Origin of the sequence: Sphingopyxis sp. CCNWLW2 (assembly GCF_037095755.1) — a bacterium.
Classification (GTDB): domain Bacteria; phylum Pseudomonadota; class Alphaproteobacteria; order Sphingomonadales; family Sphingomonadaceae; genus Sphingopyxis.
This window is the reverse complement of record NZ_JBAWKJ010000002.1, coordinates 278500-301907: the sequence shown is the minus strand read 5'-3', so window position 1 is coordinate 301907 and position 23408 is coordinate 278500. Positions and strand designations below refer to the sequence as shown.

General features: G+C 64.8%; 24 protein-coding genes. 13 read left to right on the top strand and 11 right to left on the bottom strand.

The features are described 5' to 3' along the window. Positions 1-10 precede the first annotated feature (10 nt). The 5 genes from V8J55_RS12530 to V8J55_RS12510 all read right to left on the bottom strand — a co-directional run bounded on the left by V8J55_RS12530 (position 11) and on the right by V8J55_RS12510 (position 5876). The gene (locus V8J55_RS12530) at positions 11-1150 is read right to left on the bottom strand and encodes a zinc-binding dehydrogenase (RefSeq protein ID WP_336445982.1); all 1140 of its coding nucleotides are present in this window, start codon (positions 1148-1150) and stop codon (positions 11-13) included. A 74-nt stretch (positions 1151-1224) separates the two neighbouring features. After that, positions 1225-1974: a 3'(2'),5'-bisphosphate nucleotidase CysQ gene (locus V8J55_RS12525; RefSeq protein WP_336445980.1), complete on the bottom strand. Its 750-nt coding sequence runs from the start codon at positions 1972-1974 to the stop codon at positions 1225-1227. 2 nt (positions 1975-1976) lie between these two features. Next, positions 1977-3878, bottom strand: coding sequence for a sulfate adenylyltransferase subunit CysN (gene cysN / locus V8J55_RS12520; protein ID WP_336445979.1), 1902 nt, complete (start codon positions 3876-3878; stop codon positions 1977-1979). Then, positions 3878-4804, bottom strand: coding sequence for a sulfate adenylyltransferase subunit CysD (cysD, locus tag V8J55_RS12515; protein ID WP_443030821.1), 927 nt, complete (start codon positions 4802-4804; stop codon positions 3878-3880). Before cysD ends, cysN begins: the two co-directional genes overlap by 1 nt. Before the next feature lie 169 nt (positions 4805-4973). After that, entirely contained in the window at positions 4974-5876 is a 903-nt protein-coding gene (locus V8J55_RS12510) for a LysR family transcriptional regulator (RefSeq protein WP_336445977.1), read from the bottom strand. Positions 5877-5978: 102 nt separating this feature from the next. On the opposite strand from V8J55_RS12510, the gene V8J55_RS12505 reads away from it, so the two are divergent. From V8J55_RS12505 to V8J55_RS12485, 5 genes are read left to right on the top strand one after another with little or no spacing between them, the layout of a single operon-like run. Next, entirely contained in the window at positions 5979-7148 is a 1170-nt protein-coding gene (locus tag V8J55_RS12505; protein ID WP_336445976.1) for an isovaleryl-CoA dehydrogenase, read from the top strand. After that, positions 7145-7492: a hypothetical protein gene (locus tag V8J55_RS12500; protein WP_336445975.1), complete on the top strand. Its 348-nt coding sequence runs from the start codon at positions 7145-7147 to the stop codon at positions 7490-7492. Before V8J55_RS12505 ends, V8J55_RS12500 begins: the two co-directional genes overlap by 4 nt. Further along, the gene (locus V8J55_RS12495) at positions 7489-7914 is read left to right on the top strand and encodes a VOC family protein (protein ID WP_336445974.1); all 426 of its coding nucleotides are present in this window, start codon (positions 7489-7491) and stop codon (positions 7912-7914) included. Before V8J55_RS12500 ends, V8J55_RS12495 begins: the two co-directional genes overlap by 4 nt. Then, entirely contained in the window at positions 7911-8303 is a 393-nt protein-coding gene (locus tag V8J55_RS12490) for a VOC family protein (protein ID WP_336445973.1), read from the top strand. Before V8J55_RS12495 ends, V8J55_RS12490 begins: the two co-directional genes overlap by 4 nt. Beyond that, positions 8300-8587, top strand: coding sequence for a hypothetical protein (locus tag V8J55_RS12485; RefSeq protein WP_336445972.1), 288 nt, complete (start codon positions 8300-8302; stop codon positions 8585-8587). Before V8J55_RS12490 ends, V8J55_RS12485 begins: the two co-directional genes overlap by 4 nt. Positions 8588-8607: 20 nt before the next feature. Here the strand turns inward: V8J55_RS12485 and V8J55_RS12480 are convergent, their stop codons facing one another. After that, positions 8608-10689, bottom strand: coding sequence for a M13 family metallopeptidase (locus V8J55_RS12480; RefSeq protein ID WP_336445971.1), 2082 nt, complete (start codon positions 10687-10689; stop codon positions 8608-8610). A 146-nt stretch (positions 10690-10835) separates the two neighbouring features. On the opposite strand from V8J55_RS12480, the gene V8J55_RS12475 reads away from it, so the two are divergent. From V8J55_RS12475 to V8J55_RS12450, 6 genes are read left to right on the top strand one after another with little or no spacing between them, the layout of a single operon-like run. Further along, positions 10836-12434 (top strand): carboxyl transferase domain-containing protein, encoded by a 1599-nt coding sequence (locus V8J55_RS12475; RefSeq protein WP_336445970.1) that lies wholly within the window; start codon positions 10836-10838, stop codon positions 12432-12434. Between the two features lie 2 nt (positions 12435-12436). Continuing rightward, positions 12437-12781 (top strand): DUF3088 domain-containing protein, encoded by a 345-nt coding sequence (locus tag V8J55_RS12470; protein WP_336445969.1) that lies wholly within the window; start codon positions 12437-12439, stop codon positions 12779-12781. Beyond that, entirely contained in the window at positions 12778-13083 is a 306-nt protein-coding gene (locus tag V8J55_RS12465) for a hypothetical protein (RefSeq protein ID WP_336445968.1), read from the top strand. The genes V8J55_RS12470 and V8J55_RS12465 overlap by 4 nt, the downstream gene beginning before the upstream one ends. Next, the gene (locus tag V8J55_RS12460; protein WP_336445967.1) at positions 13080-14921 is read left to right on the top strand and encodes an acetyl/propionyl/methylcrotonyl-CoA carboxylase subunit alpha; all 1842 of its coding nucleotides are present in this window, start codon (positions 13080-13082) and stop codon (positions 14919-14921) included. Before V8J55_RS12465 ends, V8J55_RS12460 begins: the two co-directional genes overlap by 4 nt. Further along, on the top strand, positions 14921-15373 hold the full coding sequence (locus tag V8J55_RS12455) for a MaoC family dehydratase (protein ID WP_137888607.1): 453 nt from the start codon (positions 14921-14923) through the stop codon (positions 15371-15373). The genes V8J55_RS12460 and V8J55_RS12455 overlap by 1 nt, the downstream gene beginning before the upstream one ends. After that, on the top strand, positions 15373-16224 hold the full coding sequence (locus tag V8J55_RS12450) for an HpcH/HpaI aldolase/citrate lyase family protein (RefSeq protein WP_336445966.1): 852 nt from the start codon (positions 15373-15375) through the stop codon (positions 16222-16224). The genes V8J55_RS12455 and V8J55_RS12450 overlap by 1 nt, the downstream gene beginning before the upstream one ends. Positions 16225-16226: 2 nt before the next feature. Here V8J55_RS12450 and V8J55_RS12445 read toward each other — a convergent pair whose 3' ends face one another. From V8J55_RS12445 to hisI, 5 genes are all read right to left on the bottom strand, one after another. After that, positions 16227-17723: a phospholipase D-like domain-containing protein gene (locus tag V8J55_RS12445; RefSeq protein ID WP_336445965.1), complete on the bottom strand. Its 1497-nt coding sequence runs from the start codon at positions 17721-17723 to the stop codon at positions 16227-16229. A 45-nt stretch (positions 17724-17768) separates the two neighbouring features. Next, positions 17769-19571 (bottom strand): acyl-CoA dehydrogenase C-terminal domain-containing protein, encoded by a 1803-nt coding sequence (locus tag V8J55_RS12440; RefSeq protein WP_336445964.1) that lies wholly within the window; start codon positions 19569-19571, stop codon positions 17769-17771. Positions 19572-19622: 51 nt separating this feature from the next. Continuing rightward, positions 19623-20054: a MerR family transcriptional regulator gene (locus V8J55_RS12435; protein ID WP_336445963.1), complete on the bottom strand. Its 432-nt coding sequence runs from the start codon at positions 20052-20054 to the stop codon at positions 19623-19625. Positions 20055-20120: 66 nt separating this feature from the next. Further along, the gene (locus V8J55_RS12430; RefSeq protein ID WP_336445962.1) at positions 20121-20657 is read right to left on the bottom strand and encodes a hypothetical protein; all 537 of its coding nucleotides are present in this window, start codon (positions 20655-20657) and stop codon (positions 20121-20123) included. Next, complete coding sequence (hisI, locus tag V8J55_RS12425; RefSeq protein WP_336445961.1) at positions 20644-21024, bottom strand: phosphoribosyl-AMP cyclohydrolase; 381 nt, start codon at positions 21022-21024, stop codon at positions 20644-20646. The genes V8J55_RS12430 and hisI overlap by 14 nt, the downstream gene beginning before the upstream one ends. Before the next feature lie 143 nt (positions 21025-21167). Here hisI and purF point away from each other — a divergent pair, with 143 nt between their 5' ends. Beyond that, positions 21168-22625 (top strand): amidophosphoribosyltransferase, encoded by a 1458-nt coding sequence (gene purF, locus V8J55_RS12420; protein WP_037515132.1) that lies wholly within the window; start codon positions 21168-21170, stop codon positions 22623-22625. Between the two features lie 4 nt (positions 22626-22629). Continuing rightward, the gene (locus V8J55_RS12415) at positions 22630-23364 is read left to right on the top strand and encodes an SDR family NAD(P)-dependent oxidoreductase (protein WP_336445960.1); all 735 of its coding nucleotides are present in this window, start codon (positions 22630-22632) and stop codon (positions 23362-23364) included. Positions 23365-23408 lie beyond the last annotated feature (44 nt).

Genomic DNA, 23408 nt, shown 5'->3' with positions numbered 1-23408 from the left:
CTTTTCTCGATCAGCCGTGCGGCTTGATCAGATATTTCTCGCCCGTGCGCTTCGCATTATACGCCTGCGCCGTATCGACATTCAGCGCCTCGGTCAGCGAGATTTCGTGACTGTAGTGGCTCTTGAAGGTCGTTGTGAGTTCATCGACGACGCGCTTACGCATCCGGCCGACGGTTTCCATGCCCGCCTTCGCCATGAACGGCGTCAGCAGGAAGCCGCCGAGCGCCCAGGTCAGGCCGAAGCTGCGCGCCGAGAAGGTCGTCGGCGACAGGTCGAGCGCGCCATAGGTATAGACCTGCTTGAACGTGTCCGAACCGTAGCGGCTGTACGTCGTCATGCGCTTGACCGCGGCGGCCTCCATCGCGGTCAGGATCTGGCCGGCGAGCTTGCCGCCGCCCGTCGCATCGAAGCCGATAGTCGCGCCGGTCTCGACGATCGCGTCGACCAGCCGCTCCATGAAATCGTCGGCGCTGCTGTTGACGATATATTTCGCGCCGATGCCCTTGAGGATTTCGACCTGCGCGTCGCTGCGCACGATGTTGACGAGCGGGATGCCGTCCTTCGCGCAAATCTTGACGAGCATCTGGCCAAGGTTCGACGCGGCGGCGGTGTGAACGATCGCGCTGTGGTTCTCCATCCGCATCGTTTCAGTGAACGCGAGGCTGGTCAGCGGATTGACGAAGCAGGAGGCGCCGTCGGCGGGGTCGGTGCCGTCGGGCAGCGGCATCACCATCTGCACGGGCAGGCAGCGATACTCGGCGTACATCTCGCCGCCGAGCAGCGCGACGGTCTTGCCGAGCAAAGCCTGCGCCTCGGGCATGTCCCCCGCCGCGACGACGGTGCCGCAGCCTTCGTTGCCGATCGCAAGCGCGTCGCCGATACGCCCGCCCATCGCGCGCATGCCCGCGGGCGGCACGTCGGCGGTGATCAGCGGCTGGCCGTCCCTGGTCGACGCCCGCGCGGTCGACATGTCGGCGCCGCCGAACAGCAGGCCAAGGTCCGACGGATTGATCGGCGCGGCGAGCACCTTCACCAGCACCTCGTGCGGCTTCGGCACCGGCATCGGGCGGCGCTCGAGCGACACTTCGAGCTGCCCTTCGGGCTTCACAAGCGTCAGCATGGTGAGGTTGGTTTCAGGCAGGTCGGTCATCGCGCATCTCCCGTATTCGGTTTCTTGATGCAACGGATTAGGATGTTGAGCCGAGGCTGGCAATGCCCTGCCCGTCAGTCCGGCGAATAATCCGCGGCAAGGCGCAGCACGTCCGCGGCAAGCTCCTTCCGGCAGATCAGCAGGTCGGGCAGATAGGTGTCCGGATTATTATAACGGATCGGTGAGCCATCGGCGCGGCTGACGTGGAGGCCCGCCGCCTGCGCCACCGCGACGGGGGCGCAATTGTCCCATTCATACTGGCCGCCGGTGTGGAGATAGATGTCGGCCTCGCCGCGCACGACCGCCATCGCCTTGGCGCCCGCCGAGCCCATCGCGAGGAGTTCGGCGCCGAGTTTCCCGGCAACAAAAACCGCTTCAGCGGCGGGGCGGGTGCGGCTGACAAGCATGCGGAGCGGCTGGTGTGCGGCATGAAGCGCGACCGGAGCGCCGGAGGTCAGCGTGATGCCGAGGCCCGGCAATGCGACCGCGCCCACCGTCGCGACACCATCGACCGCGAGCGCGACATGCACCGCCCAATCATCCCGGCCCTCGCCATATTCACGCGTTCCGTCGAGCGGGTCGACGATCCAGACGCGCGACTGGCCACAGCGTGCGACATTGTCCTTTTCCTCTTCGGAGAGAAGCGCATCGTCGGCGCGCGCGGTGCGAATCTCGCGGCAGAGCATGGCGTTGGCCTGCTCGTCACCGGCCTTCCCCAGCGCCTTGCCTTCGAGATCGCCCCGCGCCCGCAAGTCGAGCAGGATCACGCCCGCGGCGGTTGCGAGCCGTTCGGCCAGTTGTTCGTCGCTTTCCCCCACAGTCATATCTATCCCAACAAGCGATCGATGATCAGGTCCGCCGCCTCTTCGGGCGTCATCGCGGTCGTGTCGATACGAATTTCCGGGCTCTCGGGCGCCTCATAAGGGCTGTCGATGCCGGTGAAATTCTTGAGCTGACCCGCGCGCGCCTTTTTGTAGAGGCCCTTGACGTCGCGGCGCTCGGCCTCAGCCAGCGGCGTATCGATGAAGACTTCGATAAACTCGCCTTCGGGCAACATGCCGCGCACCATTTCGCGCTCGACGCGGAAGGGCGAGATGAAGGCGGTGATGACGATGAGGCCGGCGTCGCTCATCAGTTTCGCGACCTCGCCGACGCGGCGGATATTCTCGATGCGGTCGGCCTCGGTAAAGCCGAGGTCGCGGTTGAGCCCGTGGCGGACATTGTCGCCGTCGAGCAGGAAGCTGTGGCGGTTCATCCGGTGCAGCTTCTTTTCGACGAGGTTCGCGATCGTCGACTTGCCCGAGCCCGACAGGCCGGTGAACCAGAGGAGCGCCGGACGCTGGTTCTTGAGGTTCGCGCGCATGTCGCGGTCGATGTCGGTCGCTTGCCAATGGACATTCTGCGCGCGACGCAGGCTGAAATGCAGCATGCCCGCGGCGACGGTCGCGTTGGTCAGCTTGTCGATCAGGATGAAGCCGCCGAGGGTGCGGTTGTCGCCATAGGCTTCGAAGGTGATCGGCTTGTCGGTCGACAGTTCGACGACGCCGATGCCGTTGAGTTCGAGCGTCTTCGCCGCCAGATGGTCGAGCGTGTTGACGTTGATCTCATATTTCGGCTGCTGGATCGTCGCCGAGACGCTCTGCGTCGCGAGCTTGAGCCAATAGGCGCGGCCCGCGATCATCGCCTCGTCGGCCATCCATACAAGCGTCGCCTCGAACTGGTCGGCGGCCTCGGGCGGTGCGTCGGCGGCGGCGATCACGTCGCCGCGCGAGCAGTCGACTTCGTCGGCGAGCGTGAGCGTAACCGACTGGCCCGCGACAGCTTCGCCCAAGTCGCCATCGAGGGTGACGATGCGATCGATGGTCGTGGTCTTGCCGCTCGGCAGGATGCGCACCGCGTCGCCGGGCCTGACCTTGCCGCTCGCGAGCTGGCCCGAGAAGCCACGGAAATCGAGGTTCGGACGGTTGACCCATTGCACCGGTAGGCGGAACGGCTTCGCCTCGTCGGCGGCGGCGCCGATTTCGACATTTTCGAGATGCTCGATCAGCGCTGGGCCCTTGAACCACGGCGTGTTGTCCGAGAGCGCGGTGATATTGTCGCCCTTGAAACCCGAGATCGGGATCACGGTGAAGTTGGTGATGCCGATCTCGCTCGCGAACGCCCGGTATGCCAGCGTGATGCGGTCGAAGATGGTCTTGTCGTAGCCGACGAGGTCCATCTTGTTCACCGCGAGCACGATATGCTTGATGCCGATCAGGTGCGCGAGGAAGCTGTGGCGGCGCGTCTGGGTCAGCACGCCCTTGCGCGCGTCGATCAGGATCACCGCGAGGTCGGCGGTCGAGGCGCCAGTGACCATGTTGCGCGTATATTGCTCGTGGCCGGGGGTGTCGGCGACGATGAACTTGCGCTTTTCGGTCGTGAAAAAGCGGTACGCGACGTCGATCGTGATCCCCTGCTCGCGCTCGGCGGCGAGGCCGTCGACGAGCAGCGCGAAATCGATTTCCTGCCCCTGCGTGCCGACTCGCTTGCTGTCGGCCTCGAGCGCGGCGAGCTGGTCCTCGAAGATCATTTTCGAGTCATAGAGCAGGCGCCCGATCAGCGTCGATTTGCCGTCGTCGACCGAGCCACAGGTGATGAAGCGCAGCAGCGATTTCTGCTGATGCTGTTCGAGATAGGCGTCGATATCCTCGGCGATGAGGGCGTCGGTGACGTAAACAGGATCGGTCATCAGAAATACCCCTCCTGCTTCTTCTTCTCCATGCTGGCGTCGCCACCATCCTTGTCGATGATGCGGCCTTGGCGTTCGCTGGTGGTGGTGAGCAGCATTTCCTGGATCACCTCGGACAGCGTGCTGGCCTCGCTCTCGACTGCGCCCGTGAGCGGGTAGCAACCAAGGGTGCGGAAGCGTACCGAGCGCTGAACGGGCGTCTCGCCCGGCAGCAGCGGGAAGCGATCGTCGTCGACCATCAGCAGCAGGCCGTCGCGTTCGACGGTCGGGCGCGGCGCGGCGAAATAGAGCGGGACGATCGGGATATTTTCGCGCGCGATATACTGCCAGATGTCGAGCTCGGTCCAGTTCGAGATCGGGAAGGCGCGGATGCTCTCGCCCTTCGCCTTGCGGGCGTTGTAGAGGTTCCAGAGCTCGGGCCGCTGCTTCTTCGGATCCCAGCCGTGGCTCGCGGTGCGGAAGGAAAAGATGCGCTCCTTGGCGCGGCTCTTTTCCTCGTCGCGGCGCGCGCCGCCGAATGCGACGTCGAAGCCGTGGAGGTCGAGCGCCTGCTTCAGCCCCTCGGTCTTCCACATATCGGTGTGCAGCGGACCATGGTCGAACGGATTGATCCCGCGCTCTTTCGCCTCGGGGTTCTGATAGACGATCAGCTCCATCCCGCTCTCGGCTGCCATGCGGTCGCGCAGCTCGTACATCGCCTGGAATTTCCATGTCGTGTCGACATGGAGCAGCGGGAACGGCGGCGGCGAGGGATAGAAGGCCTTGCGCGCGAGATGGAGCATGACGGCGCTGTCCTTGCCCACGCTGTACAGCATCACGGGCTTGACCGCGTCGGCCATCACTTCGCGCATGATATGGATGCTCTCGGCCTCGAGCCGGTCGAGATGGGTCAGCTCCAGTGATTTTGTCTGTAACTCAGACGACAACAAACTCGCCTCCTCGCGCTTCCGCCGTGGAGAGCGGAATAGGGCATTTTTCATCTAGTCATACGTCCAAATGGACGGGGTGAAGGACGCCGCCGTACCGCTGCGTGATGCGAGGGGGCAAACGTTATGGCCTTTCGACGCTGCAAGCCAGACTTGCAGGAGCGCCATATCATGCGGCGGCATCGACCCTCGCCTGCCGCCATTCGGCGCCGATCGCGGCGATCGTTTCGAGCATATGGCTCAGGCGCGGCGCGACTTCGGGCAGGACCCGCCACGCCGGATCGAGGATCAGCCCGAGTTCGCGGCGGAAATCATAGCCCGCGACCTTCAGCGGCACGATGCCGTCGATCGCGAGCGAGACGGGTGCGGTGGTGATGCCGATCCCCGCCGCGACCATGCGCAGGCAGCGCTCGTCGCTTTCGCTGCGCAGCGCGAAGCGCGGGCGGACGCCGTGGCGCGTGAAGAAGCGGCTCGTCGCATCGAGGAATTCGCACGCGCGGCGCGCGATCATCGTTTCGGCGGCGAGTTCTTCGGGGCCAACCTCGATGCGTCCGGCGAGCGGATGGTCCGATGCGATGAACATCGCGAGCGGTTCTTCATAGAGCGGCATCACATGATCGCCGCGCTCGCCCGTCCGCAGCGGGACGAGCGCCATGTTGATGCGGCCGCTGCCGAGTGCGGCGCGGAGTTCGGAGTCGCTGTTTTCGACGAGTTCGATCGCGAAGCTCGGCCGCAGCGCGGCGGCGATCGCCTGCAGCAATTCAGCCGGCGCCGAGCGGATCACGCCGAGCTTGAGTTCGCTCGACCGGCGGTCGCTCTCGCGGCCGAAACTGTCGGCGGCGCGAAAGCCGCGTTCGAGATCGCGCGCGATGGGGAGAAAACGCCCGCCCGCCTCGGTCAGCCGGATCTGGCGGCGGTTGCGGATAAACAGCGGCGTGCCGACGAGTTTTTCGAGTTCGGCGATCCCCGTTGAAAGCGCCGGCTGGGTGACGCGGATTCGCAACGCGGCCTGCGTAAAGCTGCCGGCGTCGACGACGGCGAGGAACTGGCGGATATGCGTGCGCTTTATCATAAGTTTTCTTTATGCCAAATCCAATCTCGTTTCAATTTCCCTATGCTGATATTTTGATGCACACTCACGCGCATTCCTGCCCCTTCGATCGATAGGTAATCCATGCGCGCCACCCCCGATTTCGATTTCGCGCTCGGCGAAACCGCCGACATGATCCGCGAAACCACTGCCCGCTTCGCCGACGAACAGATCGCGCCGCTCGCCGCCAGGGCCGACGCCGACGACTGGTTCCCGCGCGACGAATTGTGGACGCAGATGGGCGACCTCGGGCTGCACGGCATCACCGTCGAGGAGGAGTTCGGCGGGCTGGGTCTCGGCTATCTCGAACATGTGATCGCGGTCGAGGAAGTCAGCCGCGCATCGGGCGCCATCGGCCTTTCCTACGGCGCGCATTCGAACCTCTGCGTCAACCAGATCCGCCGCTGGGGCAATGCCGAGCAGAAGGCGAAATATCTGCCCAAGCTGATCAGCGGCGAACATGTCGGCAGCCTGGCGATGTCCGAAGCGGGCGCGGGCAGCGACGTTGTGTCGATGAAGCTGAAGGCCGACCGGGTTCAGGGCGGCTATGTCCTCAACGGCACCAAATTCTGGATCACCAACGCGACGCACGCCGACACGCTCGTCGTCTATGCGAAGACGAGCCCCGAGGCGGGATCGCGCGGCATCACCGCCTTCCTGATCGAAAAGGATATGCCGGGGTTCAGCATCGGGCAAAAGATCGACAAGGTCGGCATGCGCGGATCGCCGACCGCCGAGCTGGTCTTTACCGATTGCGAAGTGTCCGAAGAACAGGTGATGGGCCCCGAAAATGGCGGCGTCGGCGTGCTGATGTCGGGTCTCGATTATGAACGCGTCGTGCTTGCGGGGCTCCAGCTCGGGATCATGCAGGCGTGCCTCGACACCGTCATTCCCTATGTCCGCGAGCGCAAGCAGTTCGGCAAGCCCATCGGGTCGTTCCAGCTGATGCAGGCGAAGGTCGCCGATATGTATGTCATGCTCCAGACGGCGCGTTCGTACGTCTATAATGTCGCGAAGGCGTGTGACGCGGGGCAGACGACGCGTTTCGACGCCGCGGGCTGCATCCTGCTCGCGAGCGAGAATGCCGTGAAGGTCGCGGGCGAAGCGATCCAGGCGCTGGGCGGCGCGGGTTACACGAAGGACTGGCCGGTCGAGCGTTACTGGCGCGACGCCAAGCTGCTCGACATCGGCGCGGGCACGAACGAGATCCGTCGCATGCTGATCGGCCGCGAACTGATCGGCGCCGGCGCGTGATCTGGCTGTGGCTGTCGGCCGCCTTCATGGTGACGACGGCCATCGTTCACGGCATGCTGGGCGAAAAGCGGTTGATCCAGCCGCTGATGACGCTCGATCAGGGCGTGATGGGGATCGAACTCGCGCGCAAGGTGTTTCGCCTCGCGTGGCACGCACTGTCGCTTCTGATGCTGGTATCGGCTGCATCGGTCGTCTGGCCGGGGACGCCGCGCGAACTGATCCTGCTGATCGGCGCGGCGTGGACCGCAACCGGATTGTTCGACGCGATCTACACGCGCGGCCGCCATATCGGCTGGCCCGTCCTCACCGCTTCGGGCGTCTTCGCGCTGCTGGGGGCGGCATGAGCGCGCGCGGGCTGGTCCATCATATCGACCTGACGGTCAGCGACCTTGCGCGTTCGCGCCCCTTCTACGAAGCCGTGCTCGGCTTTCTCGGCTACCGGCGCTCGGCCGATCACGACAATGGCAGCGACTGGGACCGCATTGGCGAGCCTTTCCATTCGATCGGCATATTGAAGGCGCGCGGCGACGGCGCCGAACGGACGCATGATCGCACTTCGCCCGGTCTCCATCATCTGGCGTGGACGAGCGACAGCCGCGAGGACGTCGACCGGCTGCACGCGCTGTTGCTGGAGATCGGCGCGACGATCCTCGACGCGCCCGCCGATTATCCGCGCTATGGCCCGACCTATTACGCCCTCTTCTTTGCCGATCCCGACGGGCTGAAGCTCGAATATGTCCACGGCATAACGGCGAGCGAGCGATGAGCGGGTTTCGCGTCTCGGGTTTCGACCATATTGTCCTGTGCGTCCGCGACGTCGCGGCGACGCGCGCCTTCTATGAGCGCGTGCTCGGCATGACTGCACGCGAGGAACGGCCGGGCAAATATTCGCTGCAGTTCGGCGCAAACAAGATCAGCCTGCAGGATGCCGCGACCAGCCCGAGCATCGCGCGCGACACGGTGCCGGGCAGCGGCAATTTCTGCCTACTCAGCGATACGCCCGTCGCCGAATGGCGCGCGCATCTGAAGGCACAGGGCGTCGCGATCATCGATGCGGGACTGCGCGACGGCGCGACGGGGACGATCGACTCGCTCTATTTCCATGACCCCGACGGCAATCTGGTCGAAGTCAGCAACCTTATCGAGCCGCGATGAGCGATACATTGCTCACCGCCCTGCAATATTATGGCGCAGGCGCTGCGACGCTCGCGGCGCTGGTCGTGTCGCTCAACCTCGGGCGGCGCTGGACCGGCTGGGCGTTCGTCGTCTTCGTTACGAGCAGCATCGCGCTGATCGCATGGGGCTTCCTGCAACCCGACAGCGAAGGCATCGGGTGGCAGAATATCGCGCTGCTGATCATCAACGCGATCGGCGTCTATCGCCACCTGATCCTGAAGGAAAAGCCCGGCGCGCCGTCCGGCGAGGGCGAGACGAAATGACGCCCCGCCCTGCCCGTTCATCAGCCCCAGACGCGCACGCGCTTGTCGGGAGCGAGGTACAGCTTGTCGGTCGGCTGGACGTTGAACGCCTTGTACCAGGCGTCGAGGTTGCGGACCGTCAGCGCGCGGTACATTCCGGGCGCATGGCCGTCGGTCGCGACCCGCGCGCGCAGCGCCTCGGCGCGCATCTTGGTCGCCCAGGTCTGCGCAAAGGCGATGAAAAAACGCTGGTCGCCGGTGAAACCATCGATCACCGGCGCTTCCTTGCCGCCGAGCGAGGCGCGGTATGCGTCGTACGACGCCTGAAGCCCCGCAACGTCGGCGATATTTTCGCCCAGCGTCAGCTTGCCGTTGACCGCGAGATCGGGGAACGGCTTGTAGGTATCGAACTGCGCCGCGAGCGCGTCGCCCGCGGCGTTGAACTTCGCCAGATCCGCCGGGGTCCACCAGTTGCGCAGCGCGCCGGTCGAATCGAACGCCGCGCCATTATTGTCGAAGCTGTGGCTGATCTCGTGGCCGATGACGGCACCGATCGCACCATAATTGAACGCGGGGTCGGCCTTGGCGTTGAAGAAGGGCGGCTGGAGGATCGCGGCGGGGAAGTTCAGTGCGTTCTGGACCGGCAGGTTCACCGCGTTGACCGTCTGCGGGACCATCCACCACTCGCCCTTTTCCATCGGCTTGCCAATCTTGGCGAGCTGGTGCGCATATTCGGCCTGTTGCCCCGCAACCTCGTTCGCATAGGCATTGGCGCCGACGGTGTAGCTGCCGTAATCGCGCCAGCTGTCGGGGTAGCCGACGCCGACCGCGATCGTTTCGACCTTCTTGATCGCTTCCTTCTTGGTCTCAGGTGCCATCCAGTCGATCGTGTTCACGCGCGTCGCGAAGGCCTCCTTGATGTTCTTTACCATATCGCCGACCTCCGCTTTTGCAGAGGCGGGGAAATATTTGTCGGCATAGGCTTTGCCCACCGCATCGCCGAGATAGGTGTCGAGCGCGTCGAGCGCGCGCTTGTCCCGGCTGCGTTGCTGCGGCGTGCCCGCCATCGTTGTGCCGTAGAAGGCGAAGTGCGCGCCATCGATCACGCTCGGCAGCACGTCGGCGTGGCTATTGATCTGGTGGAAGGCGAGCCAGTCCTTCCATGCGTCGAGTGGTTCGGACGCGACGAGCGCCGACAGGCCGGTGATCGCGTTCGCGTGATAGGCGCCGAACTTCGCCGCGCCGTCGAGCTTCGCGGCGCCCATGAACGCAGACCAATCGATGCCGGGCGCCTTTTTGGCGAAATCGGCCTTCGCCCAGACGTCGGCCGATTTGGTGAAGTCCTCGCTCTGTTCGCGCGTCGCGTGGGCCTTGGCGATCTTGACCTCGAGGTCGTAGATGCGCTTCGCCTTCGCCGCGGCGTCCGACTGCCCCGCAGTGGTCAGCAGCTTCGCGACATAGGCCTGGTACGCCGTGCGGATGCTCGCCATCTTCGGATCGGCCGACAGATAATATTCGCGCTCGGGCATGCCGAGCCCGCCCTGCAGCAGATAGGGAATGACTTCGCCCGGGGTCGCGAGCCCCTGTGTCACGAAGACGCCGAACAGATTCTCGGTACCGAAATCGGTCGCGTTCAAGGGGTCGACGTCGGCGCGGAGCTGTTCGCCAAGGACCTTCGACAGCGCGGCCTTGTCGGTGATCGCGGCAAAGCGCGCCAGGTCGGCGGCGACGGGCTTCATGCCCGCGGCGTCGATGGCCTTGGTGTCGGTGTAAGCTTTATAGAATGCGGCGATGCGACCCTCGTTGGTATCGGCGGCGGCGTCGCCCTTGACGATCGCATCGACCAGCTCGCGGTTGCGCTTCTCGGTTTCGAGCTGCGCGACGTAAAAACCGCCGATCGACGAGCGGTCGGCGGGGATTTCGGTCGTCTTGTCCCAATTGCCGTTGGCATAGGCGTAGAAGTCGTCGCCGGGCTTCGCGGCGGTATCCATCGCGGCCTTGCTGATCCCGATTTCGGTGCCGACGGTGTAGGCGGCGGAGCTGTCCTTGCCGCTGCTACAGGCGACGGGTCCCGCAAGAACCGCGGCGGTGGACAGAAGAACGGCAAAGACAGCTTTTTTCATGGAAATGACCTTATTTTGTCACGGATAGGCAGGCGGCCGACGCGTGCGAAAATCCGGTTACAATACCAACCATTTTCGGCCTGCTGCGCTTTTCAATCGACGAGCGACGGGTTAGTTCCGAACCGATTTCAGGGAGAGACTGTACAGTGAGCGCACCGGTTCTTGGCACCAGCATCAACGCCGACAGCGACGAATATCGCACCCGCAGCGCGCATAATCGCGCGCTGACCGACGCGCTGCGGACGGCGGTCGCCGAAGCGGCGCTCGGCGGCAATGAAAAGTCGCGTGAGCGCCACACGAGCCGGGGAAAATTGCTGCCGCGCGAGCGCGTCGAGCGGCTGCTCGATCCAGGCGCACCCTTCCTCGAAATCGGCCAGCTCGCCGCGAACGACCTCTACCATGGCGAGGTGCCGGGTGCGGGCCTCATCTGCGGGATAGGGCGCGTGTCGGGACGCCAGTGCATGATCGTGTGCAACGACGCCACGGTGAAGGGCGGCACCTATTACCCAATGACGGTCAAGAAGCACCTCCGCGCGCAGGAGATTGCCGAGGCGAACCGCCTGCCGTGCATCTACCTCGTCGACAGCGGCGGCGCGAACCTGCCGCATCAGGACCAGGTGTTTCCCGACCGCGATCATTTCGGGCGCATCTTCTTCAACCAGGCGAATATGTCGGCGAAGCGCATCCCGCAGATCGCGTGCGTGATGGGAAGCTGCACCGCGGGCGGCGCCTATGTCCCCGCGATGAGCGACGAGACCGTGATCGTGCGCAATCAGGGCACGATCTTCCTCGCCGGCCCGCCGCTGGTGAAGGCCGCGACGGGCGAGGAAATCAGCGCCGAGGACCTTGGCGGCGGCGACCTGCACGCCAAGAAGTCGGGCGTTGTCGATCATCTGGCCGAGAATGACGAGCATGCGCTGACGATCGTGCGCGACGTCGTCAGCCATCTGGGTGCGGACAAGGGGTTCGAGGTTCCGATGAAGGCCCCGCGCCCGCCCAAATATGACGGCGAAGAGCTTTACGGCGTCGTCCCCGATGATGTCCGCGCGCCCTACGACGTCCACGAAGTCATCGCGCGGATCGTCGACGGCAGCGAGTTTCACGAATTCAAGGCGAATTACGGCAGCACGCTTGTGTGCGGTTTCGCGCACATCTGGGGCATCCCGGTCGCGATCCTCGCGAACAACGGCGTGCTGTTCAGCGAGAGTGCGGTGAAGGGCGCGCATTTCATCGAGCTGGCGCAGCAACGGCGCATCCCCCTGCTCTTCCTCCAGAATATCAGCGGCTTCATGGTCGGCGGCAAATATGAGGCCGAGGGTATCGCCAAGCATGGCGCGAAGCTGGTGACCGCGGTCGCAACGGCCACTGTGCCGAAGATCACCGTGCTGATCGGCGGCAGCTTCGGCGCGGGCAATTACGGCATGTGCGGGCGCGCTTATAGCCCGCGTTTCCTGTTCAGCTGGCCCAACAGCCGGATCAGCGTGATGGGCGGCGAGCAGGCGGCGAGCGTGCTCGCGACCGTCCACCGCGACGCCGACAAATGGACGCCCGAGGAGGCCGAGGCTTTCAAGGCGCCGATCCGCCAGAAATATGAGGATGAAGGCAATCCCTATCACGCCACCGCGCGCCTCTGGGACGACGGCATCATCGACCCCGCGCAGACGCGCGACGTGCTGGGGCTCGCCTTCGCGGCGACGCTGAACGCCCCGGTCGAAGACCGTGGCTTCGGCGTGTTCCGGATGTGATGATGCGCGACCGGCTCTTCCTTCTCGATCCGCTGTTCGACGATCCCGCGCTGCCCGGGCGGAATTTCTATTGCCGGGATTGCATTACGGTCGACGGATTGCTCGCGAGCTTTCCCGAGCAGGCCGCGGCGCTTGAGGTGATCCGCATCGGCTTTCCGCGCCCGCGCAATGCGGTCATCGCCGCGATCGGCGCCGCGAACCAGAATCTGCCGGTGCTGGTGCTCGCCGACGATGCGCCGGGTGAGCTCGCCGACGGCGAGCATCAAGGCACGCGCTTTGTGGGCGACTTCAAACGGCTGCTGCACGCGCTGCACGTCCGCCACGGCTTTCCGGAGGCGCATCCATGATCGCGCGGCGCTGGCATGGGATCGTCCCCAAGGACAAGGCCGAAGCCTATTTCAGGCTGATGCTCGACGTCGCCATTCCCGATTACCGGTCGGTCGCGGGTAATCGCGGCGCCTGGTGCTTCCGGCGCGCCGAGGGTGATGTCGTCCATTTCGAGATGCTGACCTTCTGGAACAATCTCGAAGTGATCGAGGGCTTTGCCGGCACCCCGGTCGATGCCGCGAAATATTATGATTTCGACGATGACTTCCTGATCGAAAAGGAAGCGCATGTCCTGCATTTCGAAGTGAACGGAACCCTATGATCCAGTCCCTGCTTATCGCCAATCGCGGCGAAATCGCCTGTCGCATCATCCGCACCGCGCGCGAGATGGGCATTCGCACCGTTGCGGTCTATTCGGATGCCGACGCCAGGGCGCTGCATGTGCGCGAAGCCGACGAGGCGGTGCATATCGGGCCGTCGCCGGCGCGCGAGAGCTATCTGATCGGCGAGAAGATCATCGCGGCGGCCAAGGCGACGGGCGCCGAGGCCATCCATCCGGGGTACGGCTTCCTGTCGGAAAATGCCGAGTTCGCGCAGGCGGTGGCCGATGCGGGGCTGGTGTGGGTCGGACCGAAACCGTCGTCGATCACGGCGATGGGGCTGAAGGACGCCGCGAAGAAGCTGATGGCCGATGCCGGTGTGCCGGTGACGCCGGGCTATATGGGCGAGAATCAGGACCCCGCCTTCCTCGCCGAACAGGCGGCCGAGATCGGCTATCCGGTGCTCATCAAGGCGGTCGCGGGCGGCGGCGGCAAGGGGATGCGCAAGGTTGATGCTGCGGCGGATTTCCTCGATGCGCTCGCCTCGTGCCAGCGCGAGGCGGCGGCGTCGTTCGGAAACGACCATGTCCTGATCGAGAAATATATCCTGACCCCGCGCCACATCGAGGTGCAGGTGTTCGGCGACACCCACGGCAATGTCGTCCACCTGTTCGAACGCGACTGTTCGTTGCAGCGGCGCCACCAGAAGGTGATCGAGGAAGCCCCGGCCCCCGGCATGGACGAAGCGACGCGCGCCGATCTGTGCGCCGCCGCGGTGCGCGCGGCGAAGGCGGTCGACTATGTCGGCGCGGGGACGATCGAGTTCATCGCCGACGCGTCGGAAGGTCTGCGCGCCGACCGCATCTGGTTCATGGAAATGAACACGCGGCTGCAGGTCGAACATCCGGTGACCGAAGAAATCACCGGCGTCGATCTGGTCGAATGGCAGCTGCGCGTCGCGTCGGGCGAACCGATCCCGCTGGCGCAGGACGAGCTTGCGATCAACGGCTGGGCGATGGAGGCGCGGCTCTATGCCGAGGATCCGGCGAAGGGCTTCCTCCCGAGCATCGGCACGCTCGAACTCTTCCAGCTCCCCGAGCATATCGGCCGTGTCGATACCGGCGTTTATGAAGGCGCCGAGGTCTCGCCCTTCTACGACCCGATGATCGCCAAGGTCATCGCGTGGGGCGAGGACCGCCAGGAAGCGCGCGAATTGTTGTCCGAGATGCTGGAGGACAGCGCGATCTGGCCGGTGAAGACCAATTCGGCGTTCCTGATCAATGCGCTGGGTCATCCCGATTTCGTCGCGGGCACCGTCGATACCGGGCTGATCGGCCGCGACGGCGATGCGATGACCGAGGAGCCGGTGCCGACAGCGCAGGCGCTGACCAATGCCGCGATGGCGATGGTCCCGCGCGCGCTGCAATCGGGCTTCCGGCTCAACGCACCCGATGTGCGCAGCGCGCCCTTCCTGCTCGACGGCAAGCGCGTGGAGGTCGAACTGCATGGTCCGGGTGCGGAGGAGCCGTCGCCCGCGATGCTCGTTGCCGAGAGCGGTTCGGTATGGCAGCTGACGCCGTGGCGTGCCGAAGCCAGCGCGGGCGTGGGCGCGGGTGACGGCGCCATCCTCTCGCCGATGCCCGGCAAGGTCATTGCGGTCGAGGTCGCCGCGGGCGACAAGGTGACCAAGGGGCAAAAGCTGCTGACGCTCGAAGCGATGAAGATGGAGCATAGCCTGACCGCGCCGTTCGACGGCGTCGTGGCCGAACTCAACGCGACCGCCGGCGCACAGGTTCAGGTCGAGGCGCTGCTGGTGCGGATCGAAAAGGAAGACGCATAATGGCCGGAAAATATTTCGACGAATGGGCGATCGGCGAGACGCTGACGCATGACATCCGTCGCACCGTCACTGAAACCGACAATCTGCTGTTCACCGTGATGACGCACAATCCGCAGCCGCTGCACCTCGACATAGAGGCGGCGAAGGCGTCGGAGTTCGGCCAGATCCTCGTCAACGGCACCTTCACCTTCAGCCTGATGGTCGGGCTGTCGGTCGGCGACACCACACTCGGCACGCTCGTCGCGAACCTCGGTTATGACAAGCTGGTGATGCCCAAGCCGGTGTTCATCGGCGACACGCTGCGCGCCGAGAGCGAGGTGATAGGCCTGAAAGAATCAAAATCGCGGCCCAATGCCGGGATCGTCACCTTTCTCCACCGCGCGATCAACCAGCGCGATGAACTTGTCTGCCAGTGCGAGCGTTCTGCCCTTGTCCAGCGGAAGGCCAGCTAATGCGACTACGTTCCCTGCTCTTCGTCCCCGGTGACCGCCCCGAGCGTTTCGCCAAGGCGGCCGCGTCGGGCGCCGATGCAATCATCCTCGACCTGGAGGATTCGGTTTCGCTCGCGAACAAGGATGCGGCGCGCCACGCGATCGCCGACTATCTGGCGGGAACGCGCGAAGTCGTGACGCTGGTGCGCGTCAATCCGCTCGACGGCCATCTGACCGCCGCCGACGTCGCCGCGATCCTCGGCGCCGGGCCCGACGCGATCATGCTGCCCAAAGCCGAAGGCGCGCCGAGCATCGCGCAGCTCGATACGATCCTGCGCAGCGAAGCCGCGCGCGATGCGTCGCTGCCGCCGATCCTGCCGATCGCCACCGAGACCGCCGCGGCAATCTTCACGCTCGGCAGCTATCGCGAGGCGAAGGACCGGCTGCTCGGGCTGACCTGGGGCGCCGAGGACCTGCCCGCCGCGATTGGCGCGACGACGAGCCGCGAGGCCGATGGCAGCTATACCTCGCCCTATGAGGTGGCGCGCGCGCTGACGCTGTTCGCGGCGCATGCAGCGGGCGCCGCGGCGATCGACACGGTGTTCCCGGCGATCAAGGACGAGGCAGGTCTCGCCGCCTATGCCGCCCGCGCGCGGCGCGACGGCTTCACCGGGATGATGGCAATCCATCCGTCGCAGGTCGAGGCGATCAACGCCGCCTTCACCCCGTCGGCGGAAGAAACGGCGCGCGCGCAAGCGATCGTCGATGCCTTCGCCGCCAATCCCGGGGTCGGTGTGTTGCAGGTCGACGGCAAGATGGTCGACGCGCCGCACCTCAAGCAGGCGAAGCACATCCTTTCGCTAGCGGACTGAACCTAGCGTTTCCCGCGCCCGAAGGGCCGGTGGCGCTTCATCCAGTTGCGGCCGCGGTGCCAGCTTTTCCTGAGGCCGCGTTCGGTCAGGCTTTCGAACATCGCGTCGGGGCTGGTCGGGTCGAGGACCTCATTCTCGGCGATGAATTCGTCGAACGGCCCCGGGGGCACGAGATCGAGCAGTTCGAGCGAACGCCCCTTGCCGCGCAGCGCCTCGATCGTGTCGATCAGCGATCCGGTGCGCTTGAACGTCGCCGCGACATCTTCTTCCCCCACGTCGAGATGTTCGGCGATCAGCGACGAGCGCAAGCGCGCGATCGCGGGTTCGACGCCTTCGTTCGCGGGCAGCGCGGCGTCGATCGTCACATCGCATTCGCTGTCGAGCCCCATCGATCGGTTGTTCATATTCGCCGACCCCACGCGCAGGAAACGGTCGTCGACCACCGCGGTCTTCGCGTGGACATAGATCGGCTCGCCGCGGCTGGTGCGCGGATAATAGACCTTCAGCCGGTCGCCATGCTTCGCCTTCGCAATCTCGCGCACCAGTTGCACCCGCGCGGCGTCCATCGCCATCTGTTCGAGCCAGCCGTCGGCGGTCTTTGGCATCACCATCACGAATTCGGGCGGATCATCCTCGTTCAGCCGCGCTGCGATGGCGGCGGCGATCTTGCCGCAGGTGAAATATTGATTTTCGAAATAGATGAAGCGGTCGGCTGCGGCGATCATGTCAAGATAGAGTTGCTCGATCTCGCGGATTTCCTCGCTATCCTCATATTCGGCACGCGTGCGCGAGATGGCGACGTCGACGCCTTCGAAATCGGGTTCGAGGTCGTCGGGCCAATTCTCGCCCTTGCCCTTCAGATCGCGCAGCGGCTTTTTCGTTGCGCGCTGCCAGCGCTCGTTGCCAAGGTCAGCGAGCGCATTGCCGACCGGCCCCGCGAGGATCATCGTCAAATCATGCCAGGGCATATAGGCTTTGCCGTCGGGCGCGGTGCGGTGCGCGTCGCCATCCTTGTGATCGCGCGTGTCCCAGCGGCGCGCGCCGACGTCGATGCCGCCGCACACCGCGAGATGATCGTCAAACACCGCGACCTTTTGATGATGGCTGCACCCGACGGGATGCGCGCTGTCGAGGCGAAAGCTGATCGCGCGCGTCAGTTTCCAGCGCGCGACCATCGACAGGATTCGCGGCATTGCGAACTGTTTGAGCCCGCCGAAATTCCAGCGCAATATGTCGATGTCGCGTTCAGGTTTTTCCTTGGCGAGCCGCAGCAGATAATCGCCGAGCGGCTCACCCTTGCCCGTCTTGTCGGGCTTCAAGGCGATGCGCGGGTCGAAATCCCAGCCGATGAGCAGGATGCGCTCCTTCGCATCGACCATCAGCCCTTCGAGCAGCGCATAATAGTCCGCCGCATCGACGATCATCCGCGCCTTGTCGGCGCGTTCGATGCGCCAGCAATTGCGCCCTTCGACGACGATCGGTGATAGCTCGGTCCCCATCGCCGCCACCACGCATGATGACGGCGATGGTTGCAAGCCTAATGTTCAGGCGGCGACGAACTGCTCGGGGGTCAGCGCCATCATCGCATCGCTGCCCGCCTCGATCTTGCGGCGGAGCGATCCGGCGTCGGGCAGGAAGCGTTCGGCGAAATAGCGCGCGGTGACGAGCTTGGCTTCAAGGAACGCCTTGTTGCCGCGGCCTTCGGCGAGCGCCTTTTGCGCCGCTTCGGCCATCCTCAGCCACATCGAGCCGAGCGCGACGATCCCCAGAATGTGCATATAGTGGTGCGCACCGGCGCCGACGTTGTTCGGGTTCGCCATGCCGTTAGCCATGAACCACATCGTCGCGGCCTTGAGTTCGCCATTCGCTTTTTCGAGGCGCGTCGCGAAATCGGCGAGCGCTTCATTGCCCTTGGCGCTGCCGCATTCCTCGTCGACGATCGCGAAAAATGCCTGGATCGCGCGCCCGCCGTTCTGCGCGAGCTTGCGGCCGACAAGGTCCATGGCCTGCACGCCGTTCGCGCCTTCGTAGATCATCGTGATGCGGGCATCGCGGACATACTGGCTCATGCCCTGTTCTTCGATATAGCCGTGGCCGCCGAAGACCTGCTGCGCGTTGGTCGCGACTTCATAGCCCTTGTCGGTGCCGAAGCCCTTGATCACCGGGGTCAGCAGGCTGACGAGATCGTCGGCGCGCTGGCGTTCTTCCTCGCTCTCGGCGACGTGCGCGAGGTCGACCTGCAGCGCGCCCCAGGTGCAAAGCGCGCGCAGCCCCTCGACCGTCGCCTTGCCGTCCATCAGCATGCGGCGCACGTCGGGGTGGACGAACAGCGGATCCGCCTTTTCCTGCGGGTCCTTGGGACCGGTGAGCGCGCGGCCCTGACGACGGTCCTGTGCATATTGGACGGCATTCTGATAGGCGACATCGGCCTGTCCGAGCCCCTGGATGCCGACGCCGAGCCGCGCGGCGTTCATCATCACGAACATCGCGGCGAGGCCCTTATTCTCCTCGCCGACCATCCAGCCCTTGGCGCCGTCGTAATTCATCACGCAGGTCGAGTTGGCGTGGATGCCCATCTTGTGCTCAATCGACCCGCACGACAGCGTGTTGCGCTCGCCGAGCGAGCCGTCTTCGCCCACGATGAACTTGGGCACGATGAACAGCGAGATGCCCTTGACGCTGTCGGGCGCGTCGGGGGTCTTTGCCAGCACGAGGTGGATGATATTGTCGGTGAGGTCATGCTCGCCCGACGAGATGAAGATTTTCGTGCCCGTCACCGCATAGCTGCCGTCGCCGTTCGGCACCGCACGGGTGCGGATGAGGCCGAGGTCGGTGCCGCAGTGCGGTTCGGTCAGGTTCATCGTCCCGCCCCATTCGCCCGCGATCATCTTAGGGACATAGGTCGCCTTCTGCTCGTCCGACCCTTTGACGAGGATCGCGGCGGTCGCGCCCTGCGTCAGCCCCGGATACATGGCGAACGCCTGATTGGCGGCGTTGCGATATTCCTCGACCGGAAAGCCGATGACGTGCGGCAGCCCCTGTCCACCGAATTCCTCGGGCGCGGTCAGCAGGCCCCAGCCGGCTTCGGAATAGGCCTTATACGCTTCCTTGAAGCCCTTCGGCGTCGTCACCGAGCCGTCTTCGTGGCGCGTGCAGCCTTCGAGGTCGCCCGACTGGTTGATCGGGAACAGCACCTCTTCGCAGAACTTGCCCGCCTCGGTCAGCACCGCCTCGACCATATCGGGGGTCGCGTTGGCGAAGCCGGGCAGGTTCGAATAGCGCTCGATCCCGAGCACGTCGTTGAGGAGGAACAGCGTGTCTTGCACGGGCGCGCGATAGACGGGCATGGGATATCCTTCTGAAAAGCAGGTTAGCAGTGAACTTGCCTGGGGAGAGGCTCAGTCGACCTTTTGGCCGGCGTCGACTTTTTTCACCATGTCGATGAAACGTGACAGCTCATCTACAGCGCTGTCAATATCGTCGCGCTGGCGTTGCAACAGACCGATGCGCTGTTCGCATTTCTCGATCGTCACCTGACGCTGCAGCTTGCGGCCGTCGCCGACATCGTAGAGGTCGATCATCTCGCGAATGTCGGCCAGGCTGAAGCCTGTGCGCTTGGCGCGGAGAATCCACGCGAGGCGGGCGCGGTCGCGTTTCGAATAGATGCGCGACAATCCCTTGCGCGACGGGCTGATCAGGCCTTCATCCTCATAGAAACGCAGCGCACGGGCGGTAACCCCGAACTCGGTCGACAAGTCGGTGATGCTGAATTGTTCGCGCCCCAGATGATCGGGCGTATCGATATGGGCGTGGCCATATTGTTCGGTCATGCCGGTGAAACTAGTTTCCGTTGACGTGAACGTCAAGCCCGGCCGGTCGAGCCATTTCGGGGCGGTTCAGTTGCCGCAAGGACGCCGTATATTGCCGTCTCGATCGGCGATCCGCAAGCCCCCCGCATCGGCCGCCGACCAGCTCGCGCGCGGCAGGCTGAGCCCCGCGAGCGAAGCGCGGCCGGGGCACAGGCGGCGGCATTGCGGCGGCAGCTTTCCGGGCAAGCGGAGCTCATCCTCTTCTTCGTGCGCAAAGGCTTCGCAACCATCCGCCCCGGCGAAGCGCATCCGCCAGCCGCCGCCCTCGCGAACCATCGTTCCGCTGGCAGCGCACGAGAGGCCGGGGCCAAAAGCGGCGGTGACGGAAAAGCGCCATTTTCCGGCGCCATCGGGAACGACGCACATCGCATCGCGGCCGAGATCGTGTGCGCGCTCGAACACGCCGACCGGGCTTGCGGCCTCGGGGTGCACGACCCCGCGCTGGCGGGCCGCCACCTCGAGCGGATTGCTGGTGTCGATCCCCTTCGCGCGTTCGTCGGGCGCGGGCCGTCCGCATGCCGCGAGCAGCAGAACCGCAAGCGCGGCGGCGTCAACCCTGCGCATCGTCCGCCAGGAAGGTCAGGCCGCCATCGGCCTCGACACGACGATAAAAGCAGGAGCGGCGTCCCGTGTGGCATGCGGGGCCCGCGGGCCTCACGCGCAAAAGCAGCGCGTCCTGATCGCAATCGACGCGCATCTCCACGACCGCCAGGCCGTTGCCCGACGTCTCGCCCTTGCGCCACAACGCTTGCCGTGACCGCGACCAGAAATGCGCCTGCCCCGTGGCGCGAGTCTGCTCGATCGCCTCTTCGTTCATATGCGCGACCATCAGCAGGATATGCGTATCGGCGTCGACGACGATCGCCGTCACCAGCCCGGCAGCGTCGAAACGCGGAGAAAATCGGTCGGTCGTGTCGCGCTGATCATCCATAAACCGGGCTTTAGAGCAGGATAGGAGCCGCTGTCACCCCGTCCGTCGCGGCGCATATGACAAATCCGTGATTAGGGGGGCGACATTTGCGATTGCCGTCCCTATATGCGCCGCAGTCACTGCCCCCCTGCCCCTGGAATGACATGCTGACGACCCATCCTTTCGACGACGACAAGCTCCGCGAGGAGTGCGGCGTATTTGGTATTCATGGCGCCGATAGCGCCGCCGCGGTTGTCGCGCTGGGCCTTCACGCCCTGCAGCACCGTGGACAGGAAGCCGCGGGCATCACTGCCTTCGACGGCAAGGAGTTCCATACGCACCGCGCGATGGGCCATGTCGCGGGCAATTTCGACCGCGACGACATCATGCGCCAGCTGCAAGGCGGCTCGTCAGTCGGCCATGTCCGCTACTCGACGACGGGCGAAACCGCGCTGCGCAACGTCCAGCCCTTGTTCGCCGATCTTGCCACCGGCGGCTTCGCGGTTGCACATAATGGCAATATCTCGAACGCCGCCGCGCTGCGCAAAGTGCTCGTTCGCCGCGGTTCTATCTTCCAGTCGACCAGCGATACCGAGGTGATCATCCACCTCGTCGCGACCTCCAATTACCGCTCGCTGCTCGACCGGTTCATCGACGCGCTGAAGCAGGTCGAGGGCGCCTATTCGCTGATCTGCCTGACCGCCGAGGGCATGATCGGCTGCCGCGACCCGCTCGGCATCCGCCCGCTCGTGATCGGCAAGCTCGGCGATGCGCATATCCTCGCATCGGAAACCGTCGCGCTCGACGTCGTTGGCGCCGAATTCGTGCGCTCGGTAGAGCCGGGCGAGCTTGTCACCATCCGCGACGGCCAGCTCACCTCGCACCGCCCCTTCGCCGACCATCCGGCGCGCCCGTGCATCTTCGAATATGTCTATTTCTCGCGCCCCGATTCGATCGTCGACGGGACGAGCGTCTATTCGGTGCGCAAGGCGATCGGCGCCGAACTGGCGCGCGAGAATCCGGTCGAGGCCGACCTCGTCATCCCGGTCCCCGATTCGGGCACGCCCGCGGCGATCGGTTATGCGCAGGAATCGGGCATTCCGTTCGAACTCGGCATCATCCGCTCGCACTATGTCGGGCGCACCTTCATCCAGCCGGGCGACAAGGTCCGCCATCTCGGCGTGAAATTGAAGCACAACGCCAACCGCGCGCTGATCGCAGGCAAGCGCATCGTGCTGATCGACGATTCGATCGTGCGCGGCACGACGAGCCTGAAAATCGTGCAGATGATGCGCGATGCCGGCGCGACCGAGGTGCATATGCGCATCGCGAGCCCGCCGACGCAGCACAGCTGCTTCTATGGCGTCGACACGCCCGAACGCGCCAAATTGCTCGCGGCGCAGATGAGCGTCGGGCAGATGGCGAATTTCATCAACGCCGACAGCCTGTCCTTCATTTCGATCGACGGCCTCTATCGCGCGCTCGGCGAAGCGAAGCGCAGCGACGACGCGCCGAAATATTGCGATGCCTGCTTTACCGGCGACTATCCGACCACGCTGACCGATTTCGACGAGCATGGGTTAGAAGATCAATTTTCGCTGCTTGCCGAACGGGTTGTCTGACACAATGACTGTGACGTCTAAAGAATTGGCGGGCCAGGTCGCGCTCGTTACCGGGGCGAGCCGCGGCATCGGCGAAGCGATCGCCGAATCGCTCGCTTCACGCGGCGCGCATGTCGTGATCACCGCGCGCACCGCGGGCGGGCTCGAAGAACTCGAAGACCGCATCCACGAAGCCGGCGGCAGCGCGACGATCGCGCCGCTAGACCTGACCGACGGCGACAGCATCGCGCGCCTCGCGAGCGCGATCGCCGAACGCTGGCAGCAGCTCGACATGCTCGTGCTCAACGCCGCGATGCTCGGCACGCTGACCCCCGTTGCCGCAATCGACGGCAAGGAATTCAACAAGCTGCTGACGCTGAACCTGATCGCGCAGCAGGCGCTGATCGCCAATTTCGACCCGCTGCTGCGCCGCGCCGCGAACGGCCGGCTGATCGCGCTGTCGAGCGGCGTCGCGCGCGAGCCGCGCGCCTATTGGGGCGCCTATGCCGCGTCGAAGGCGGCATTCGAGACGCTCGTCACCAGCTATGGCGCCGAAATGCGCAACATCTCGACCGTGCGCACCGCGATCCTCGATCCCGGCGGCACGCGGACACAGATGCGCGCGCGCGCCTATCCGGGCGAAGATCCGCAGAGCATCAAGGATCCGGCGGCCGTCGGCGAATTTGTCGCCAAGCTGATGGTCGAAGGCTTCGACAGCACCGCGTTCCATGCGCTGCCCAAGGTCATGGAAAAAGCTTAACGCCATCTTCGTTTTCCTGCGCTAAGACGCTCGCATAAGAGGGT

Bases quoted from the DNA above. Each gene is read 5' to 3' on its own strand.
- purF (WP_037515132.1), top strand. From the start codon at position 21,168: ATGCTGACGACCCATCCTTTCGACGACGACAAGCTCCGCGAGGAGTGC.
- V8J55_RS12505 (WP_336445976.1), top strand. From the start codon at position 5,979: ATGCGCGCCACCCCCGATTTCGATTTCGCGCTCGGCGAAACCGCCGAC.
- V8J55_RS12465 (WP_336445968.1), top strand. From the start codon at position 12,778: ATGATCGCGCGGCGCTGGCATGGGATCGTCCCCAAGGACAAGGCCGAA.
- V8J55_RS12490 (WP_336445973.1), top strand. From the start codon at position 7,911: ATGAGCGGGTTTCGCGTCTCGGGTTTCGACCATATTGTCCTGTGCGTC.
- V8J55_RS12485 (WP_336445972.1), top strand. From the start codon at position 8,300: ATGAGCGATACATTGCTCACCGCCCTGCAATATTATGGCGCAGGCGCT.
- V8J55_RS12455 (WP_137888607.1), top strand. From the start codon at position 14,921: ATGGCCGGAAAATATTTCGACGAATGGGCGATCGGCGAGACGCTGACG.
- V8J55_RS12435 (WP_336445963.1), bottom strand. From the start codon at position 20,054: ATGACCGAACAATATGGCCACGCCCATATCGATACGCCCGATCATCTG.
- V8J55_RS12415 (WP_336445960.1), top strand. From the start codon at position 22,630: ATGACTGTGACGTCTAAAGAATTGGCGGGCCAGGTCGCGCTCGTTACC.
- hisI (WP_336445961.1), bottom strand. From the start codon at position 21,024: ATGGATGATCAGCGCGACACGACCGACCGATTTTCTCCGCGTTTCGAC.
- V8J55_RS12430 (WP_336445962.1), bottom strand. From the start codon at position 20,657: ATGCGCAGGGTTGACGCCGCCGCGCTTGCGGTTCTGCTGCTCGCGGCA.
- V8J55_RS12480 (WP_336445971.1), bottom strand. From the start codon at position 10,689: ATGAAAAAAGCTGTCTTTGCCGTTCTTCTGTCCACCGCCGCGGTTCTT.
- V8J55_RS12495 (WP_336445974.1), top strand. From the start codon at position 7,489: ATGAGCGCGCGCGGGCTGGTCCATCATATCGACCTGACGGTCAGCGAC.
- V8J55_RS12530 (WP_336445982.1), bottom strand. From the start codon at position 1,150: ATGACCGACCTGCCTGAAACCAACCTCACCATGCTGACGCTTGTGAAG.
- V8J55_RS12445 (WP_336445965.1), bottom strand. From the start codon at position 17,723: ATGGGGACCGAGCTATCACCGATCGTCGTCGAAGGGCGCAATTGCTGG.
- V8J55_RS12510 (WP_336445977.1), bottom strand. From the start codon at position 5,876: ATGATAAAGCGCACGCATATCCGCCAGTTCCTCGCCGTCGTCGACGCC.
- V8J55_RS12525 (WP_336445980.1), bottom strand. From the start codon at position 1,974: ATGACTGTGGGGGAAAGCGACGAACAACTGGCCGAACGGCTCGCAACC.
- V8J55_RS12440 (WP_336445964.1), bottom strand. From the start codon at position 19,571: ATGCCCGTCTATCGCGCGCCCGTGCAAGACACGCTGTTCCTCCTCAAC.
- V8J55_RS12470 (WP_336445969.1), top strand. From the start codon at position 12,437: ATGCGCGACCGGCTCTTCCTTCTCGATCCGCTGTTCGACGATCCCGCG.
- V8J55_RS12460 (WP_336445967.1), top strand. From the start codon at position 13,080: ATGATCCAGTCCCTGCTTATCGCCAATCGCGGCGAAATCGCCTGTCGC.
- V8J55_RS12450 (WP_336445966.1), top strand. From the start codon at position 15,373: ATGCGACTACGTTCCCTGCTCTTCGTCCCCGGTGACCGCCCCGAGCGT.
- cysN (WP_336445979.1), bottom strand. From the start codon at position 3,878: ATGACCGATCCTGTTTACGTCACCGACGCCCTCATCGCCGAGGATATC.